A 20,029-nucleotide genomic window follows, 5' to 3' on the forward strand; every position below is an offset into this window, starting at 1 on the left:
CTAAAAATTTGCAATGAATTCGATGGTAAAATTTAAAAAGAAAGACTTATTGTCAAGTCAGGTCAGAGAGGCTGACTGGAGAGCCTTGCTTGACACACTAGAAAAACTAGAGGGGACAAGTGACTTGCCTCCTCTAGTTGAAAATCACTTTATAGGGTACTGCCTGGAGAGAGCTGGATAGGAAGGACGTAATTCATCTCCCTGAGTTCCTGGCCTTCAATGCGTTGAATCAATAGTTCGACCATCAGTTTTGCCATTTCGACGATGGGCTGTTTGATCGTTGTCAGCTGAGGGTAATAAGTCTCTACGAAATAGCTGCCATCATAACCGATAAGTTTTAATTGATCAGGAATCTGTAACTCCAGCTCCCTGGCGATTTTTTTGACCAGAATAGCAGTCAAATCGTCGGAAGTGAAGACGCCATCTGGCTGGTGCTTTCGGAGGATGGTCTGGATTTCCATTTCCTTGCGCACAGGTGAAAAGTCGCTAGAGACATTGATGATAGGTGCGTCTGGAAAAATCGTAGAAAACCCTGCCTGTCTAAGACCTGTCGGTGAGTTGGAGTCGTCGTTTCCAGTGATCATGAGTGGGTTTAAACAACCTGAACGTTTGAGAGATTGCGCCGCTAATTGCCCGCCCTTAAAATTGTCTGATGATACGACAGGGATGCTGGGAGATAAATTGCGGTCAAAGGAGATGATAGGAGCAGAGACCCGCTCATAATCTGAGATGCCTAGGTTATGGCTAGAAGAAATAATGCCATCAACTTGATTAGCCTCTAACATTTCCAAGTATTCTTTTTCTTTTTCGGGTTCATTTTGGCTGTTGCAAATAATGGTTTTGTAGCCACGCTCAAACAGTTCGAGCTCTAAGTGCTCAATCAGCTCAGCATAGAAGACGTTAGAGAGCTTTGGAAAGATGAGACCGACTAGCTTAGCGGATTTGCCTTGTAAACTTCTAGCAAGATTATTCGGTTTATAAGAAAGTTCCCGCATGGCTTCTTCCACCTTGCGAATGGTTTGTTCGGATAGGTAGCCCTTTTTGTTGATGACACGAGAGACGGTAGTGGGGCTAACGCCCGCTAGGCGGGCAACATCAGTAAGTTTAGCGACCATGGTGTAATGCGTAATAAGTTCCTGAAATCGAACCAGCTGTCAAACGTATGCCAGATTGATCGGCATTAGGGAAGACGCGGCCTGAGAGGACTTTTTCTCCTTTATTGATGAAAATTTCGAAGATGGATTTGTCAATGAAAATATTGAGGGTGGTTTCAGTTTTTGCAATCGGACATTCACGTGTCTGTCCGAATTCCAAGGCGTACTGTTCACCTGCTTGGCTACGATCAAGAGTCAGAAGGCCGTTTTTTGTATCAACCTCAAGACGAAGACCACGATTAGCTTGGTCAGCTAGCAGGACAAGTTCGCTGTTGCTGTTGGCTGGGATGGTAAGCTCTAGTTCGTAGACGTTGTCTGTTTCTGACATATCTCTTAAGTCTACGGGTTCCTGGCGAAGGTTTTTGAGCGCCTCGACAGGGTATTGGTAGAGTTTACCCTCTTTAAGAGTCAATTCTTTTACGAGGGAGAGAACACCTTGGTGATCAAAGTGATCCGTTGGGTACTCTACATCAGGCAAGCCCAACCAGCTGACACTAAGGACGCGGCCATCTGGGCTGTTGAAGGCTTGGGTAGCGTAGCACTCAAAGCCATAATCCAGATTTTGCAATTCGGAAGGCTTTAGTATGGCTACTTGATCAGGATCAAATCCCTGACCGATCTTGTAGAGGTTCGGGTAGATATTATCGTAGCCAAAGACCGATTTATCAAGGCCTTGCGGGCAGTAGAGGAGGATGGGTTGGTCATTGATAAAGACCAGGTTAGGGCACTCCATCATATAGGCCGTGCGGTCATTGGCGAAATCCAAGTTGCCCATTTCTTCCCACTGCTTATAGTCGTTATTGACTGCCTTATAAAGCTTGATCATCCCCTTTTTCTCTAAATCCTGGCCACCGATAATGGCGTAGTACTGGCCCTTGTAGTCGAAGATTTGTGGATCTCGAAAATGATCGGTCGCATCTGTCGGCTGGGTGATGAGGGGCTTATCGAATTTGACCAGATCTCCGTTTGCTGCCATCAAAGCCCCATTTTGATAAGGGTGGCGGATCCATTCAGCATCTCGACAATTGCCAGTATAGAAGATAAAGAGCTGGTCATCCATTTGCATGGCAGAGCCAGAATACATGCCGTGAGTGTCCAATGGATGGTCAGGAAGCAAGACTGTACCAGTCTCTTTAAAGTGGACTAGATCATCTGAAACCGTATGGAACCAAGATTTTAAACCGTGTGCAGCTCCAAAAGGAAACCACTGGTAAAAGAGATGGAACTGACCGTTGAAATAGGAAAAACCATTAGGGTCATTGAGCAGGCCACGCTGGGGTTCGATATGCAAAGTGGATCGCCAAGGGGATCTAGCGACATTGGCTTCAATGGTTTGAATCTCCTCAGCAGTCCAGTCTGCATAAGGGCGGTAACGCAAGTTACTATCAAAAGGCATTTTATCTCTCCTCCAAGTCTAGGAGGGGGTGTTTCCTCCTAGTTATCTATTATAATAGTAACCGTTTTCTGGCTAAAAATCAACTTTTTTATGTCGTTTTAAAATATTTTATATCAAACGGTTGACATATTTTAAAAAAGTGATAAAATAGAAATCGAAAGATATTGTAAACCGCTTTCAACAAATGATTTTATTAAAGGGGAGTTTTTGCAAATGGATAACACACAAATTGCAAAAGAAGTCATCGAGGCGCTCGGTGGACGTGAGAACGTTAGAAGCGTAGCTCACTGTGCGACTCGTTTACGTGTCATGGTCGTTGATGAAGCTAAAATCGACAAGGACCGTGCAGAGAACATTGAAAAAGTACAAGGTGCTTTCTTTAACTCAGGCCAGTACCAATTGATCTTCGGGACAGGTACTGTTAACAAGATCTATGATGAAGTGGTGGCCCTTGGCTTGCCGACATCAACAACTAGCGAGCAAAAAGCAGAAGCAGCTGCACAAGGCAATGCCTTCCAGCGTGCTATCCGTACTTTCGGTGACGTTTTTGTTCCAATTATCCCAGCTATCGTAGCAACAGGTCTCTTCATGGGCTTCCGCGGCCTTTTGACCCGTCCAGAAATCATGAGCCTCTTTGGCATTGCTGAATACAACTCAGATTTCATCACCTATACACAGATCTTAACCGATACAGCCTTCATCGTCTTGCCGGCCCTCGTAGTGTGGTCAACCTTCCGCTCTTTCGGTGGGAATCAGACCATCGGTATCGTCCTTGGGATGATGTTGATTTCAGGCTCTCTGCCGAACGCTTGGGCAGTTGCATCAGGTGGCGATGTTACCCCGATGACCTTCTTTGGCTTCATTCCAGTTGTTGGTTTGCAGGGTTCCGTTCTGCCAGCCTTTATCATCGGTATCGTTGGTGCTAAGTTTGAGAAGTTTGTCCGCAAGTATGTGCCAGAAGTCCTAGACCTTTTGGTGACGCCGTTCATCACGCTTTTGGTGATGTCTATCTTGGGTCTCTTTGTCATTGGACCTGTCTTCCACGTGGTTGAAAACTACATCCTTGCTGCGACAAATGCGCTTCTTTCCTTGCCATTTGGTCTTGCTGGTCTCTTGATCGGTGGGGTTCACCAAGTCATCGTTGTTTCAGGTGTGCACCATATCTTCAACTTGCTTGAATCACAATTGGTTGCTAACACTGGCGCCAACCCATTCAACGCTATCATCACAGCTGCCATGACCGCGCAAGGTGCGGCAACAGTTGCGGTAGGTGTGAAAACTAAGAATCCTAAATTGAAGGCTCTGGCTTTCCCAGCAGCTCTTGCAGCTTTCCTTGGTATTACGGAACCAGCTATCTTCGGGGTTAACTTGCGTTACCGCAAGCCGTTCTTCCTGTCATTAGCGGCTGGTGCTATCGGTGGTTTAGTGGCATCACTCCTTGGTCTTGCTGGTACTGGTTTTGGGATCACCATCATTCCTGGTACGCTCCTTTACCTCAATGGTCAACTGTTGCAATACCTCCTCATGGTCGCTGTGTCATTTGCAGCAGGTTTTGCTTTTACTTACTTCTTCGGATTTGAAGATGAGAAAAAAGCAGCTGCAGAGCGTCCAATCAAAACACAACCACGCGTTTCTGCTGTACCAGCGTCAGCTGTAGCTGATCAAGCTGGTGAAGAAATCGTTTCGCCACTTGTTGGTGAAGTTATAGCCCTTGAAAACGTTGCTGATCCAGTCTTTTCAAGTGGAGCTATGGGTAAAGGATTGGCTGTTAAGCCGACTGAAGGTATTGTCTATGCACCGGCAGATGCGGAAGTCACCATTGCCTTTGAAACTGGTCATGCTTACGGTTTGAAGACTACTAACGGTGCTGAAATCTTGATCCACGTTGGGATTGACACGGTTTCCCTGAACGGTCGTGGCTTTGACATGAAAGTGTCAGCTGGACAGACTGTTAAGGCTGGTGATATCTTGGGTTACTTTGATCCAGCAGTTATCACTGAGGCTGGTCTAGATACAACAACCATGGTCATTGTGACCAACACAGCTGATTATGCAGCGGTTGAAACCTTGGCTTCAGGAGCTGTTGCTCAAGGTGATGCCTTCTTGAAATTGGTCAAGTAAGTTGCAAATAAGTAAATATGTGGCTGGGACAAAAGTCCTAGCCACTCAACTATTTCTGAATCATTGAGCAAGGCGCAGTGGTTGAGAGCTTGGAAAGCCTGGGGTTAGGCTGTCCAAGGTTGTCTCCTAGAAATTAAAAAGAGACAATACTTGCTTTGCCAGCTTTAGAGTTGCCCCTGCATAGTTCCAAAGGTCCAGGGGACCTTTGGAAGTTGGAAATGCAGCTGACGATGTCAGCGTCAAAAGGTGCTTGGCACCATCAATCACTGCTAGTGGGCTAAAAAGGTCTGGGAGAGCTTTTTAGGTGGGAAATGAAGCTATCGCAGATAGCATCAAAAACCGCTGATTTTATCAGCTTTTACAGTCCTAACGAACGAGGGAAGCCTTGCTTCCCTGATTTCCAACCTCAAACAGTCACTTCCCTGATTTTACTCACTTTCTGATTTCAAAGCTCGCACCTTCAACAGTCACTCTCTGCGACTTTGCTCGCCTTCTGGTTTCAAGGCTCACACCCTCAATAGTCACTCCCCTGACTGTTGAAGTTATGCGGAAGTGGGAAATAGAGCTGACGGAGTCAGCGTCAAAAACGGTCTGGGAATAGACCGTTTCAGCCCGAACCTAAAAATGAAAAGTGTGAGGGAAATCGAATTCTCACGAATTATCGATTTATGTACCGCTCTCTTTTTGCTGATTTTATAGGCAAATTTGGCCTGATCTTATGGTATAATGAATCTTAGAAAATGAAAATGAGGAAGATCTTATGACACGTTTATTTGGTAGTTTGGAAGCTGGTGGGACAAAGTTTGTCTGTGCCGTTGGAAACGAAGATTTTGAAGTGATTGAACGCACGCAGTTTCCGACGACAATACCTGAGGAAACTATTGCTCAGACCATCGCCTTCTTTGAACAGTTTGAAGGGTTAGAGGCCTTGGCCATCGGTTCTTTTGGTCCCATTGACATAGAGCCTGAATCAGAGACCTATGGCTATGTGACCACGACACCAAAGCCTTACTGGGCCAATGTTGATTTGGTAGGTCCTATTCAAGAAGCTCTTGGAATTCCTGTGTATTTCACAACGGACGTGAATTCTTCAGCTTACGGGGAAGTTATTGCTAGACAACAGGTGAACAGCTTGGTCTACTACACCATCGGGACAGGGATTGGTGCTGGCGCCTATCAAGATGGTCATTTCATCGGTGGTATTGGCCATACGGAAATGGGGCACACTTATGTAGCGCGTCATCCGCAAGAAGGAGATTTTGAAGGGGTATGTCCATTCCACAAGGGCTGCTTAGAAGGCATGGCGGCAGGGCCATCTCTTGAAGGACGGACAGGTATTCGTGGGGAGGAGATTGGTCTGGACTCGGACGTCTGGGACAAGCAGGCTTATTACATTGCTCAAGCAGCTATTCAGGCAACCATGATGTTTAGGCCAGAAGTGATTGTTTTCGGGGGTGGTGTCATGGCCCAAGACCACATGCTTAAGCGGGTCCACGACTACTTTGAAGAGCTCTTGAATGGCTACTTGCCAGTACCGGCCGTTGAGGAATACATTGTGAGGCCTGCTGTGGCTGACAATGGCTCAGCAACCCTAGGAAACTTTGCTTTAGCCAAGCAATTGGTTTAGGATTAGTCATATTCTAAAGTTGAGAGTGGGACAACGAAATCGAATTCTAACGAATGACCGATTTCTGTCCCATTTTCATTTTCCAGACCTTTTTACTCCACTAGCGGTGGTTTATTGGTGCTAAAGCATCTAATTGAACTGTGCACTCTAAAACTGGCAAAGCCAGCATTGTCTCTTTTTAAATTCTAGGAGACAACCTTGGACAGCCTGACCCCAAGCTTTCCAAGCTCCCAACCACTGCGTCTTTGTTCAGCGTGCTAGTATACAACGAAGAGACTAGGACTGAGTCCCAGCCTCGATTTTTTTAGATAACAGGAGCCCAAAAGTGCTGAAAAGCCTGAAATCACCAATGGAAATCTATTGAAAGTTAAGATAATTTATGATATGATAGGTTGATTACCTTCGAAAGGAAAAATGATGGCAACTAATTTACTCAGAACCCTTATTGAGAATGACAAAGGGGAATTGAAGAAGCTTGAAAAAATGGCTCAAAAGGTAGAAAGCTACGCAGATGCGATGGCTGCGCTTTCTGACGAAGAGCTCCAAGCCAAGACACCAGAATTTAAACAGCGTTACCAAAACGGCGAAAGTCTTGATGATCTTTTGTACGAAGCTTTTGCGGTTGTCCGTGAAGCAGCCAAACGGGTTTTAGGCCTGTACCCTTATCCTGTTCAGATTATGGGTGGGATTGTTCTCCACCATGGGGATGTCCCAGAGATGCGTACCGGTGAAGGGAAGACCTTGACAGCGACCATGCCGGTTTACCTCAATGCCTTGACTGGCGAAGGCGTTCACGTTGTTACGGTAAATGAGTACCTCTCTACCCGTGACGCGACTGAGATGGGTGAACTTTACTCTTGGTTGGGGCTTTCTGTAGGGATTAACTTGGCGGCAAAATCACCCATGGAAAAACGCGAAGCCTACCGCTGCGATATTACCTACTCGACCAACTCAGAAATCGGTTTTGATTACTTGCGTGATAACATGGTTGTCCGTGCAGAAGACATGGTGCAACGTCCTTTGAACTACGCGGTTGTCGATGAGGTGGACTCTGTTCTAATCGACGAAGCAAGGACACCTCTGATTGTATCTGGTGCCAAGACCGGTGAGGCCGGCCAGCTCTACCATCGTGCTGATAGCTATGTTAAGTCGCTCGACAAGGATGACTATATCATCGACGTTCCTTCCAAGACGATCGGTCTATCCGATTCAGGGATTGATAAAGCAGAAGCTTTCTTTAACTTGACCAATCTCTATGATATCGAAAACGTAGTCTTGACCCACTTTATCGACAATGCCTTGCGGGCTAACTACATCATGACTCTGGATATTGACTATGTCATTTCAGATCAGCAGGAAATTTTGATTGTCGATCAATTTACAGGTCGTACCATGGAAGGGCGTCGTTATTCTGATGGTCTTCACCAAGCGATCGAAGCCAAAGAAGGTGTGCCGATCCAAGATGAGTCGAAGACCTCTGCCAGCATTACCTATCAGAACATGTTCCGTATGTACAAAAAGCTAGCAGGGATGTCAGGGACAGGGAAGACAGAAGAGGAAGAATTCCGCGAAATTTACAACATGCGCATTATTCCGATTCCAACCAACAAACCGATTGCGCGTATTGACCATGAGGACTTGCTCTACCCAAGTTTAGAATCTAAGTTTAACGCCGTTGTTGAAGATGTTAAGGCTCGCTATGAAAAAGGGCAGCCAGTGCTACTGGGTACGGTTGCGGTTGAAACTTCGGAGTTGATTTCTCGCAAGCTAGTGGCTAAGGGAATTCCGCATGAAGTATTGAATGCGAAAAACCACGCCAAGGAAGCGCAAATCATTATGAATGCTGGGCAACGTGGTGCCGTTACGATCGCGACAAACATGGCAGGACGTGGAACGGATATCAAGCTCGGCGAAGGAGTCCGTGAGTTAGGTGGTCTTTGTGTCATCGGTACGGAACGCCATGAGAGCCGCCGGATTGATAACCAGCTTCGCGGGCGTTCAGGTCGTCAAGGAGATCCAGGTGAATCACAATTCTACCTGTCTTTAGAAGACGAATTGATGCGTCGTTTTGGATCAGACCGTATCAAGGCTGCTATGGAGCGCTTTAACTTGACCGAAGAGGAATCTGTCATTAAGTCTAAGATGTTCACCCGTCAAGTTGAAGGGGCTCAAAAGCGTGTTGAAGGGAACAACTACGACGCCCGTAAACAAGTTTTGCAGTACGATGATGTGATGCGTGAGCAACGGGAAATCATCTACCGTGAACGTCACGATGTCATCACTTCTGACCGAGACTTGGCACCAGAGATTCACCAAATGATTCGCCGAACGATTGAACGCCAGGTGGATGCTCATGCCCATCTCAAGAACCGTGAGGAAGCGGTAGAGTCTATCTTAAACTTTGCCCATATGGCTTTGGTATCAGAGGAAGACCTGAGCTTTGAAGATCTGGAAGGTCTTTCAAATGACCAAATCAAGGATCTTCTATATAAAAAAGCAATTGAAATCTATGACCGCCAGGTTGACAAGCTCCGCGATGAAGAAGCGGTCAAAGAGTTCCAAAAGGTATTGATTTTGCGGGTTGTTGACAACAAGTGGACAGACCACATTGATGCCTTGGATCAGCTACGTAGTGCGGTTGGCTTGCGTGGTTACGCCCAAAACAACCCAGTCGTAGAGTACCAGGCAGAAGCTTTCAAGATGTTTAATGACATGATTGGGGCGATTGAATTTGATGTGACGCGCCTCATGATGAAGGCACAGATTCACGATAATATTGAACGTGAGCGCAAGGTTCAACAGGTACAAACGACTGCGACCCGAAATATTCCAGCTGTGCAGTCTGATTTACCACAAGAACTAGACTTGTCACAAATTGGACGTAACGACCTATGTCCATGCCAGTCTGGCAAGAAATTTAAGAATTGCCACGGTCGTGGCTAATGAATAAGAAAAGTAGAGGATAAGTTATTGACATTTAAACCAATCAGCCAAGCCATTAATTTTGATGAAGTCCGCCATCTTTCTAAGCTGACAGGGGACTGTCTCGAACGAAAAGAAAAGCGTGATAAAGAATTAGAAGCGATTATTAAGGGAGAAGATGACAGGCTCTTGCTGGTCATCGGGCCCTGTTCTTCTGATAATGAAGCGGCTGTCTTGGAATATGCCAAACGCTTATCTGCCTTGCAAGAAAAGGTCAAGGACCGTATTTTTATGGTCATGCGTGTCTACACTGCCAAGCCTCGGACTAATGGGGATGGCTACAAGGGCATGATGCACCAGCCTCATACCAACCAAGCACCCAGTCTGATCAATGGCATCAAGGCGGTGCGCAACTTACACTACCGTGTGATCACAGAGACAGGTCTGATAACGGCTGATGAGATGCTTTACCCAGAAAACTTGTCTCTGGTAGAGGACTTGGTATCCTACATCGCTATTGGTGCACGTTCGGTCGAAAACCAACAGCACCGCTTTGTGGCTTCGGGGATCGATGTCCCGACAGGAATGAAAAATCCCACTTCAGGGAACCTTGCGGTTATGTTTAATGGTGTCTACGCGGCACAAAACAAGCAGTCCTTCCTCTTCAACGGCCAGGAAGTTGAAACCAGTGGTAATCCTCTGGCGCACGTGATTTTGCGCGGTGCAGTCAATGAATTAGGGAAAAACCAGCCCAACTATTACTATGATAACTTGGTGGATACCATCAACCAATATGAGAAGATGGGCTTGCAAAACCCCTTCATCATCATCGATACCAACCATGATAATTCTGGAAAGCAGTACTTGGAGCAGATTCGGATTATCCGTCAAACCCTGATCAACAAGGCTTGGAATCCTAAGATTGACCGAGTTGTTCGTGGCTTCATGATCGAATCTTATCTGGAAGATGGGCGTCAAGATGAGCCTCAAGTCTTTGGGCAATCCATCACAGATCCTTGTTTGGGTTGGGAGAAGACAGAAGCTTTGATTCAGGAAATCTACAGAACCCTAGGAGAAAAAGATGGGCATTCATAGAAAAGGAAGTATCATTGACATCGAAGAGGTTAAGATACCCACACGGCTGACAGGAGCGGTTCTTGAGAAAAAGCTTGCTAGAGACCGTGAGCTTCAGCAAATTATAACAGGCGAGGATAATCGCCTGCTTTTGGTTATTGGCCCCTGCTCTTCAGACAATGAGCGAGCTGTTTTAGAGTATGCGCAGCGACTAGCTCAATTGCAAGAAGAGGTCAAGGACAAGATTTTTATGGTTATGCGGGTTTATACTGCTAAGCCAAGAACCAATGGTGCTGGTTATAAGGGACTGGTTCACCAGCCGGATGCTTCACAGTTACCTAACTTGATCAACGGGCTACAGGCGGTTCGTAACCTTCATTACCGAGTTATCACAGAGACCGGTCTGACAACGGCTGATGAGATGCTCTATCCAAGTAATCTAGTCTTGGTTGACGATCTGGTAAGCTACCATGCGATTGGAGCTCGTTCGGTTGAAGATCAGGAACATCGCTTTGTCGCCTCTGGGATTGATGTGCCAGTTGGCCTTAAAAATCCAACCTCAGGTAACCTCAACATCATGTTCAATGGGATTTATGCGGCACAAAATGAGCAGAATTTCTTCTTCAATGGCGCAGAAGTTGACACAGATGGCAATCCTTTGGCCCACGCTATTTTACGCGGTGCTACTAATAGCCACGGGGAAAATGAACCCAACTATTACTATGATATTTTGCTGAAAGCTATTGCCCAATACGAACAGATGGGGCTTGCAAATCCCTTTATTTTGATTGATACCAACCATGACAATTCTGGGAAAAACTATCTGGAACAGATTCGGATTGTCCGTCAAACCTTGATTAACCGTGATTGGAATCAAAAAATCAAGCAATTTGTCCGAGGCTTTATGATTGAATCTTATCTGGAAGATGGACGTCAAAACGAGCCGATTGTTTATGGACAGTCAATTACGGACCCTTGTTTGGGCTGGGAAAAGACAGAAGGCCTGATTCGTGAGATCTATGCCACTCTTCAATAAAGCGCCGATAGATTTGTGCGGAATTGGATGTTTGAACTTCTGAAATCTCTAAAGACGGCGAGTCAGCTGGGCTTGGTCCAACTGGCTCTTTTCTTTTAGGGAGCAAGTTAAACGGATTTGTTTGGACCATCTGTCTCTAAGGAACTAACTCTTTTTCGCTCACATCTTGTCAGTTTCTCTGGCCCAGACACGTTAGTCAGGCAAAAGTTGCTGGACTCAATACTAATCTTTTCAGTTGATTTTGAATGGTCAAACAAGATGCAGTGGTTGGGAGCTTGACAGGTAGTAGGAAAGAACTCCAACAAATGAAAAAGATTTCGTCTTTGCTATCTTATTTTAAGGCTCGGACTTGAAACCGTCCAATGGAGAGTTTCACTTCCGTCCTCGCACAAGTCCATTAGGTCAGTTTTGGAGCCTGTAAAGCGAACAAAACTGCCAATCAGCAGTGATTGCTTGGAACTAAAGTTTCTAAGGCGGGGGATCTTCGGAAGTTTGAAATAGAGATGACGAGTCAGTGTTAAAAAAGTCTGGGAGAGGTCGTTGCAGCCCGAACTTAGAAATACAAGAGTGAGGGAAATCGAATTCTGACCCATGACCGATTGAGCCCCAGTCTCAAGTTCCAAGAAGAAAGGAAACTGTCGATGATTAAAGGACATGGAATTGACCTTCAAAACATGGACAAAATTGCTCACGCCTATGGAAAAAATGAGCGTTTTGCGGCTAAAATTTTGACTCCCAAAGAATTGGAAGTCTTTGTAACCTTGTCAGAAAAACGGCGGATAGAGTATCTGGCAGGACGTTGGTCTGCCAAGGAAGCTTTTGCCAAGGCTTGGGGAACGGGTATTGGCCAGGTTAGTTTTCTTGACCTAGAGATTCTGAATGATGGCTCTGGCGCTCCTATTTTTACAAAGCATCCTTTTACGGGTCGCGTTTGGGTCTCGATTAGCCACTCAGACAATTTTGTCCAGGCCAGCGTGATATTGGAGGAGAAACATGATTAGTAGCAAACACCGCCCGACCATGATTCAGATCGATTTGGAAGCTATTAGAAACAATGTGAGGCAGCTTGCTGCTCAATTACCTGAAAAAACCAAGGTCTGGGCAGTGGTCAAGGCCAATGCCTACGGCCATGGAGCAGTTGCCGTAGCTAAATCTTTGGTTGATCACGTGTATGGGTTTTGCCTGTCTAATCTTGACGAGGCTATAGAATTGCGTCAGGCGGGTATTGAAGCGCAGCTTCTGGTCTTGGGAGTGGTTCCCCTTGAGGCTCTCGACTTAGCTCGCCGTTTTAAGATTCAAGTAACAGTGGGGAGCCTGGACTGGCTAAGTCAGGCTGTAAGTTTGGGAAAAGATCTTTCAGGGCTTGCCTTGCATGTTAAGGTAGATACTGGCATGGGGCGGATTGGTTTTAGGCAACTAAACGAAATCAATCAGGCTATTGCCTTGATGCAGGATCAGGGGATGATTTTTGAAGGTGTCTTTACCCATTTTGCTACAGCAGACGAGGCAGATGGATCCTATGTAGAGCAACAATTGACCAGATTTCAAGAGCTATTAAATGGTTTAATAGAGCAACCTAAGATGGTCCATGCCAGTAATTCTGCTGCGACTATTTGGCATAAGGAGACAATCTTTTCGGCGGTTCGTTTGGGCGATGCCATCTACGGGCTCAATCCTAGTGGTCGGAACTTAGAAATGCCCTATCAGCTCTGTCAAGCCCTGTCTTTGACCTCGGAATTAGTCCATGTCAAGCAGTTGGCGGCTGGCTGTTCGGTCGGTTATGGGGCTACCTACCAGGCTGCAGCTGATGAATGGATTGGAACGATTCCGATTGGCTACGCAGATGGTCTGACAAGAGACATGCAGGGGTTTTCGGTTCTTGTTGATGGACAGCGCTGTGAAGTCGTTGGCCGAGTCTCCATGGACCAAGTGACCCTTCGTCTGCCTCAGCCTTACCCCTTGGGCACTAAGGTGACCTTGATTGGTCAGAATCAGGATGAGGTTATCAGTGTTCAGGATTGGGCCGATTATCGGAAAACCATCAACTACGAGGTGGTTTGTCTCTTGAGCGATCGTATACCGCGATCCTACGACTGATTGTATTCGCAAAAAAGGAGTTCGGGATGGAGTTGACAGATCAACTGCTTACTTTGCCAGGTGTCGGGCCGAAATCGGCGGAGAAGTTTTTAAAATTAGACTTGACTACGGTTGAGGACGTTCTTCTTTACTATCCTTTCCGCTACGAGGATTTAAAGGCCAAACAGGTGCTGGAGCTCTTGGACGGTGAAAAGGCTGTGGTCGTTGGTCAAGTGGTCACGCCAGCTAACGTCCAATATTATGGCTATAAGCGCAACCGTATCAGTTTTAAGCTCAAACAGGACGAGCTTGTCATCGGAGTCAGCTTTTTTAACCAGCCCTATTTAGCAGATAAGCTGGTCTTGGGGGAGCAGGTTGCTATCTTTGGCAAGTGGGACCAGAAAAAAGCTCAGCTAACAGGAATGAAGGTCATTTCTCAAGCCCAAGATGACATGCAGCCCATTTACCATGTGGTCCAAGGTGTCACGCAGAGCAGCGTGGTTAAGCTGGTCACCAGTGCTTTTGAAGCTGGCTACCATCGCTTGTTACCAGAAAATCTCCCCCAGTTGTTGCTAGAAAAATACCGTCTTATGGACCGGCAATCAGCAGTTTTAGCCATGCATTTTCCAGTTGACCTAGCCCAATACAAGCAGGCGCTCAGGCGGATCAAATTTGAAGAACTTTTTTATTATCAGATGCAGTTGCAGGTTTTGCGGCAAAGGACCAAGTCAGTCAATTATGGACAGGCTCTTTCCTATGATGAGAACTTGTTGGAGCAGAAGATAATGGGACTTCCTTTTGCCCTAACTCAGGCTCAGTCGCGGAGTTTAAAAGAAATACTAGAAGACATGGTTTCCTCTAGTCATATGAATCGCCTTCTCCAAGGGGATGTCGGTTCTGGGAAAACGGTGGTTGCAGGACTTGCCATGTATGCTACGGTGACAGCTGGTTTTCAAGCAGCTATCATGGTTCCGACAGAAATTTTGGCAGAGCAGCATTATCAGAGTTTGACGAATCTTTTCCCAGAGTTGACCATTGCTCTCCTAACTGGGAGCATGAAAGTCGCTGACAAGCGTCAGGTTTTACAGTCTATTGCATCCGGTGAAGTGGATATGATCGTAGGCACACATGCCCTGATTCAGGAGGGGGTTGACTACCACCGCTTAGGTTTGGTGATCACGGATGAGCAGCACCGCTTTGGGGTCAATCAGCGCAAGTATTTTCGGGAAAAAGGCGTCAATCCAGATGTGTTGATGATGACGGCGACGCCGATTCCACGGACCTTAGCCATAACTGCCTTTGGGGAAATGGATGTCTCTATTATCGATCAATTGCCTGCTGGACGAAAACCGATTAAGACCCGATGGGTGAGACATGAGCAACTGCCCCAGGTGCTGACTTGGTTAGAGAAGGAATTGGCGCAAAAAGCGCAGATTTATGTCATCTCCCCTTTGATTGAAGCGTCGGAAGCCTTGGACCTAAAAAATGCCATCGCCCTGGCTGAGGAATTGGAGGCTTACTTTGAAGATAGGGCTAGGGTTGCTCTCCTCCATGGAAAGATGAAGGCCCAGGAGAAGGAGACGATCATGGAAGATTTCAAAGCCAAACAAATCGATATCTTGGTATCGACAACGGTTATCGAAGTCGGAGTCAATGTTCCCAATGCTACCATCATGCTGATCATGGATGCGGATCGCTTTGGCCTGAGCCAACTTCATCAGCTGAGGGGACGTGTCGGCCGAGGGGAAAAGCAATCTTACGCGATTTTGGTGGCCAATCCAAAGACGGAATCTGGCAAAAAACGAATGGCGATTATGACCCAAACGACAGATGGCTTTGTATTGGCCGAAGAAGATCTGAAAATGCGTGGTGCTGGGGAGATCTTTGGAACCAGACAATCAGGTATTCCCGAATTTCAAGTGGCTGACCTCGTGGAGGATTATCCTATTTTAGAAGAAGCTAGACGTGTGGCTAGCCAAATTGTTCAGGAGGATGATTGGCAGAATGATCCTAGATGGCAGTTAGTCGCTGAACATTTGGAAGATAAGGGTCAGATTGATTAAACAGAAATCCTCTTGAGAAAGAGTTAAAGAAGCATGGTGGAAGAGCGGGTTGCCGAAGGGCGTTTTTCGAGAGCAGTTCTTCCAAGTTCTTTTATGTCATTGACTTGTAATAATACCAGGGAAATATGTTAAAAAAGTGTAATATGTATTTGGTCTTGAATCTGTTAAAATGGTAGTACTGATAATTAACGGATAATTAGGAGAAGACTAGCGTGATCAAGAAGATTTTTTCCAGCTTACTCTTTAGTACAGCAACGCTCGGTGGTGTTGTAGGGCTCGTTGCTCAAACCAACCAAGACCAGTCCACTTCGGCTAGCGAAGCGACTGCTCCCTCTTTGCAAGCAACAGAAACGACCAAGGTAGTCTTATCTGCAGAACCTTTAAAGACTTCTGAGCTTCCTAAGGAAGAGGTAAAGCAAGAAGCGACTTTGTTGACTAGTCTTGTTTCTCAAGCGCCAGTGGCGGCAACAACTCCAGTAGAACCAGCAGCAGTCAAGGAAGGGTTGGTTTATGAAGAGGTACAAGCTGTTCGTACAGGATTTAAGCCAGTAGCTCCTCAAGTGATTGAAGCTCAGCCAGTGCCTCAAGTTGAAGAGAAAGAAGTGGCAGAGGTTCCAAGACTTGAAACGCTCAAGGCAGAAACTCCAGCTGTTTCAGTTTCTTCAACTCCAGTTGTTCAACCTCTAATACAGATTGTAGAGCATAAGCCTACAGAGGAGGTGACAGAGGTAAGAGTTACAGAACCTATCCAGTCACCTGCTGAGAAAACGGAATCGTCTGTAGAGAAAGTGGAGCAACCTGCTGTTACTAAGTCAGAGTCGGCTGTTGAACAGCCAGCACCAGCGCTTCCGGTAAGTCCAGAACCTGCCCCAGTTGTAGCTCCAGAAGTAACAAGCTCAGAAGAAACAGCACAGCCAGTTCAGCCTCGAGTAGAGACAAGGACAACAGAAGTTGCTTCTCCTGTTCAATCGGAAACGGTCGTTTCAACTTCTCTTGTGGCAGAACCTGTTAAACCAGTTGTAGCATCGGTAAATGAAGTTGTGGTAAATACTCCTGCTGTTGAGCTGGTTAAAGTAGAAGCTCCAGTAGTAGCACAACCAGCTACACCAGCACCAGTTGTGACACCTCTGTCTGTAGAACCTGTAGCTACGAGCTCTTCATCTACAGTCAATAATCCTTATCCTGTTGGACAATGTACTTGGGGTGTTAAGGCTTTGGCTTCGTGGGTAGGTGATCATTGGGGTAACGCTGGTGAGTGGGCTAATTCAGCTCGGGCAGCAGGTTATGCTGTTGGCACAACCCCTACGGTTGGAGCAATTGCTGTTTGGCCTAAGGATGGTGGTGGCTACGGTCACGTTGCCTTGGTAACTTCTGTTGAAACACCAGACCGTATCCAGGTATCTGAGGCTAACTATGCTGGGAACCAGTCTATCGGAAACCATCGTGGTTGGTTTAATCCAACTTCATCAACTTGGGGTGGAGAGGTTTACTACATTTATCCTAGCTTTTAAGACTTTATCTATAAGCAACCATTGTAATAAAAAGACGAATTTCCATTATTTTGGGAGTTCGTCTTTTTATAAGAAGATTGGGCAATTGATAAGGGAAGTCTGACAAATTGGTTGTGCTTTCTTTCAAAGGGGTAGAATGTCTGGAATCTACATTAATAGGGATATAGCCAACTGTAAATTATGTGGTGCCTAAAAATTTTAGTTAATAATACTATGCCTGATTTGGATTTTTCATTAGCCTTATATTTTCTTCGAAACTGACCTAGTTTTACATTTACCTCCAGAACTGTTGAAAGGCAACTAGATGTGAGCTGAGATGATTCTCCTATTTTATTAGATTAAGCATTAAGAGGTTGAAGGGAGAATCTTTTTTTGCGGGGACGATGATTTTCAGAAAATTAAAAAAGGGGGAAGATATTAGGGATGGACTTAGCGAATGAGTGATGTTATCCTTCAATATAATTTTGTAAGTCATTGCCAGTTAAGCCTGCATTTAGGGCGATTAATAGCTTCAATCGGGCTTTTGGAGCATTGAGCTCTTTGACAAAGAGAATGCCCATCTCTTGGAGTTGGACACCACCACCAGGATAAGCGTAGACTGGTTCAGCAATGCCGTTAAAGCATCTGGAGACTAAAACGACTGGAATCCCTGCATCTAGGAACTCTTTTAGAGCCTGGCAGGCTTTGGGAGGGATATTGCCAGCTCCCATGGCCTCAATCACGAGGCCAGATAGTTTGGTTTTATCAAGCATATCGAGGAGACTCTCCTCCATTCCCGCATAGATTTTAAGGATAGGAACCAGTCCTGAAATGTTAGTGAGATGAAATCGGACACGTTCTTCAGCCTGCTTAAAAAAGAGGATATGGTTTTTACTGACCAACCCCAATGGACCATGTAGGGGGCTCTGGAAGGTAGAGAGATTGGTGGTATGGGTCTTGGTGACGTATTTGGCGGCGTGGATCTCTTCGTTCATGACAACGAGGACACCCTTGTCCTGAGCTCTGAAATCCGCTGCTACTCTGAGGGCAGCCTGGTAATTGGAAATGCCGTCGCTGCCTAATTCGTTAGAAGACCGCATAGCTCCTGTCAGGACGATTGGAAGTTGTGGTATTTGCATGGTATCCAAAAAGTAGGCGGTCTCTTCTAGGGTATCGGTGCCATGAGTGATCACGATGCCATCATAGAGAGGGCTGTTATCGAGGATCAGTTGGTAGAGTTTTAGCATATGATTAGGGCTGATGTGGGGACTGGGGAGATTGAAGACCTCCAAGTTGGTGACCTCTATCTGATCAGGTTTTTCGTGAACATTTGCGATTGGATTGGTAGCAGAAGGGATAACATGTCCATCAGCGTTCTCCGACATGGAAATGGTGCCACCTGTGTGAAGGATTAGGATTTTTTTAACCATTTTTACAGCCTCTTTTCATAATCTGTGGTATAATTTATTTTAGCATAAAAACAGAAAGTTGGTAATGTTTTGAACATAAAAGCAGTGTTTTTTGATATTGATGGAACATTATTGACTGATAATCGTACGGTTTCTGCTTCGACGATTTGTGCCATTAACGAATTGAGGCAGAAAGGATACCTGGTTGGGTTAGCAACAGGACGGGGGCCTAGTTTCTCCATGCCCTACATGGCAGCCTTGAATTTGGATGTAGCGGTTTGCTACAATGGACAATACATTTTTGGCCGTAGTGGAGTTCTGGCAGAGCAGCCTTTGCCGATGGATAGCCTCCGAGACTTAATCGACTATGCCCAGCTAAAACGACGTGATCTTTCTTTTGGAACCGCGAACGATGTGGTAGGCAGTAAGTTGTTACATGTCGGGGTCAAACCGTGGGCCTACTGGCTGGCGAGTCGAATGCCTGATTTTGTAGCCCATCTCTTGATGGCTGGCTTTAATCACATTTACCGCCGAATTCGACCCAAAACCAGGGAAAAGATGCTATCTAAATTGAATCAGCCTATCTATCAGGTCATGATGCTGGCAAGTAAGAAGGAAACAGATAAGCTAGGGGGGCGATTTCCGAAGTTAAGCTTTACGCGAAGCAGTCCTTTTGCAGCTGATGTTATCAGTCGAGGCATGTCTAAAATCAAAGGAATTGGTGTAGTCGCCAAGCATTTTGGATTTGAGTTGAATCAGATCATGGCTTTTGGAGATTCTGAAAATGACCTAGAAATGTTAGCCGGTGTTGGCATCGGTGTGGCCATGGGTAATGCTAAAAAGCGTGTTAAGCAAAGAGCTTCTTACACGACCGATACCAACAATCGTTCTGGCATTGCTAAGGCTTTGAGACATTTTCGATTGGTAGAAGGAGACAAGAGTGACTGTAAGTGAGGATCGTCAATTTCAAGCTGTTCAGGATTTTCATCGTCTGATGGATGGTGAGGTTCCTGAAAGCCCTAAGGCCTTTATCTACCAAGAGTTACTGCACCGCGTGGATTTTAAATTGGAAGAACTTCTGGAAATGGTTCATGGCACAGCTGAAAGCCAAGAAGCTTTTGAAGATGGTGTGGTAGCCCTGCATCTTGCTCTGGACAAGGCTGCGCAAAAAATACGATCAAAGCAGGATAATCAGGAGACAGCACCGTCCTTGGTTAATCAGGTGGATGCGCTAGTTGACCTGCTCTATCTCACCTATGGTAGTTTTGTTCTGATGGGGGTTGACCCAGAGCCGTTTTTTGAGATTGTCCACCAGGCCAACATGGGGAAAATCTGGTCCGATGGCAAGGCGCATCATGACCCTGTCACCCATAAGGTTTTGAAGCCACCGCATTGGGAAAAAGAGTTTGCTCCAGAGCCTAAAATCAGAGCAGAATTAGAGCGACAACTGATACTCAAAGCGAATCAATCTGGCCTAGGAAAAGAAGCTGATGCTAGAACTGGGGGTCATCGAAGCGAGTCGACAAGGGCTAGCTTTGAGTATACGGCTAGGCAAAAATGATATAGTCATTAAGAATGATTTTATTTTAAAACCGCATAAAATCAGGCTTTTTGAGGGCTTGATCTTATGCGGTTTTTACTGTTCGTAACACTTTTTCTAA

At 45.9% G+C, this 20,029-nt stretch carries 12 protein-coding genes and 1 pseudogene; 10 read left to right on the forward strand and 3 right to left on the reverse strand.

From position 1 onward, the window contains the following. Positions 1 to 149: 149 nt before the first annotated feature. Together ABID29_RS02520 and ABID29_RS02525 are read right to left on the reverse strand one after the other, a co-directional pair. The gene (locus tag ABID29_RS02520; RefSeq protein ID WP_354364171.1) at positions 150 to 1,115 is read right to left on the reverse strand and encodes a LacI family DNA-binding transcriptional regulator; all 966 of its coding nucleotides are present in this window, start codon (positions 1,113 to 1,115) and stop codon (positions 150 to 152) included. Beyond that, positions 1,105 to 2,550: a sucrose-6-phosphate hydrolase gene (locus ABID29_RS02525; RefSeq protein ID WP_354364172.1), complete on the reverse strand. Its 1,446-nt coding sequence runs from the start codon at positions 2,548 to 2,550 to the stop codon at positions 1,105 to 1,107. Before ABID29_RS02525 ends, ABID29_RS02520 begins: the two co-directional genes overlap by 11 nt. Before the next feature lie 213 nt (positions 2,551 to 2,763). On the opposite strand from ABID29_RS02525, the gene ABID29_RS02530 reads away from it, so the two are divergent. From ABID29_RS02530 to ABID29_RS02570, 9 genes are all read left to right on the forward strand, one after another. Then, complete coding sequence (locus ABID29_RS02530; RefSeq protein ID WP_354364173.1) at positions 2,764 to 4,671, forward strand: sucrose-specific PTS transporter subunit IIBC; 1,908 nt, start codon at positions 2,764 to 2,766, stop codon at positions 4,669 to 4,671. 760 nt (positions 4,672 to 5,431) lie between these two features. Then, positions 5,432 to 6,298, forward strand: coding sequence for a fructokinase ScrK (scrK, locus tag ABID29_RS02535; protein ID WP_354364175.1), 867 nt, complete (start codon positions 5,432 to 5,434; stop codon positions 6,296 to 6,298). Positions 6,299 to 6,715: 417 nt separating this feature from the next. Then, positions 6,716 to 9,241: a preprotein translocase subunit SecA gene (gene secA, locus ABID29_RS02540; protein WP_354364176.1), complete on the forward strand. Its 2,526-nt coding sequence runs from the start codon at positions 6,716 to 6,718 to the stop codon at positions 9,239 to 9,241. A 27-nt stretch (positions 9,242 to 9,268) separates the two neighbouring features. Next, a complete protein-coding gene (locus ABID29_RS02545) occupies positions 9,269 to 10,315 on the forward strand; it encodes a 3-deoxy-7-phosphoheptulonate synthase (protein ID WP_354364177.1) in 1,047 nt (348 codons plus the stop codon). After that, on the forward strand, positions 10,302 to 11,330 hold the full coding sequence (locus tag ABID29_RS02550; protein ID WP_354364178.1) for a 3-deoxy-7-phosphoheptulonate synthase: 1,029 nt from the start codon (positions 10,302 to 10,304) through the stop codon (positions 11,328 to 11,330). The genes ABID29_RS02545 and ABID29_RS02550 overlap by 14 nt, the downstream gene beginning before the upstream one ends. A 641-nt stretch (positions 11,331 to 11,971) precedes the next feature. Further along, positions 11,972 to 12,331, forward strand: coding sequence for a holo-ACP synthase (gene acpS, locus ABID29_RS02555; RefSeq protein WP_354364179.1), 360 nt, complete (start codon positions 11,972 to 11,974; stop codon positions 12,329 to 12,331). After that, complete coding sequence (alr, locus tag ABID29_RS02560) at positions 12,324 to 13,427, forward strand: alanine racemase (protein ID WP_354364181.1); 1,104 nt, start codon at positions 12,324 to 12,326, stop codon at positions 13,425 to 13,427. Before acpS ends, alr begins: the two co-directional genes overlap by 8 nt. A gap of 26 nt (positions 13,428 to 13,453) precedes the next feature. Beyond that, the gene (recG, locus tag ABID29_RS02565; RefSeq protein ID WP_354364183.1) at positions 13,454 to 15,469 is read left to right on the forward strand and encodes an ATP-dependent DNA helicase RecG; all 2,016 of its coding nucleotides are present in this window, start codon (positions 13,454 to 13,456) and stop codon (positions 15,467 to 15,469) included. 212 nt (positions 15,470 to 15,681) lie between these two features. After that, positions 15,682 to 16,980 carry a CHAP domain-containing protein gene (locus tag ABID29_RS02570; protein WP_354364185.1) on the forward strand — a complete coding sequence of 433 codons (1,299 nt, stop codon included), beginning with the start codon at positions 15,682 to 15,684 and terminating at the stop codon, positions 16,978 to 16,980. Between the two features lie 446 nt (positions 16,981 to 17,426). Here ABID29_RS02570 and ABID29_RS02575 read toward each other — a convergent pair whose 3' ends face one another. Continuing rightward, on the reverse strand, positions 17,427 to 18,389 hold the full coding sequence (locus ABID29_RS02575) for an asparaginase (protein ID WP_354364187.1): 963 nt from the start codon (positions 18,387 to 18,389) through the stop codon (positions 17,427 to 17,429). Positions 18,390 to 18,458: 69 nt separating this feature from the next. Between ABID29_RS02575 and ABID29_RS02580 the strand changes: the two are divergent. Next, positions 18,459 to 19,929, forward strand: a pseudogene (locus ABID29_RS02580) (Cof-type HAD-IIB family hydrolase). Positions 19,930 to 20,029 lie beyond the last annotated feature (100 nt).

The sequence above is a fragment of the Streptococcus rupicaprae genome (genome assembly GCF_040545225.1).
In the GTDB taxonomy this organism is placed as follows: domain Bacteria; phylum Bacillota; class Bacilli; order Lactobacillales; family Streptococcaceae; genus Streptococcus; species Streptococcus rupicaprae.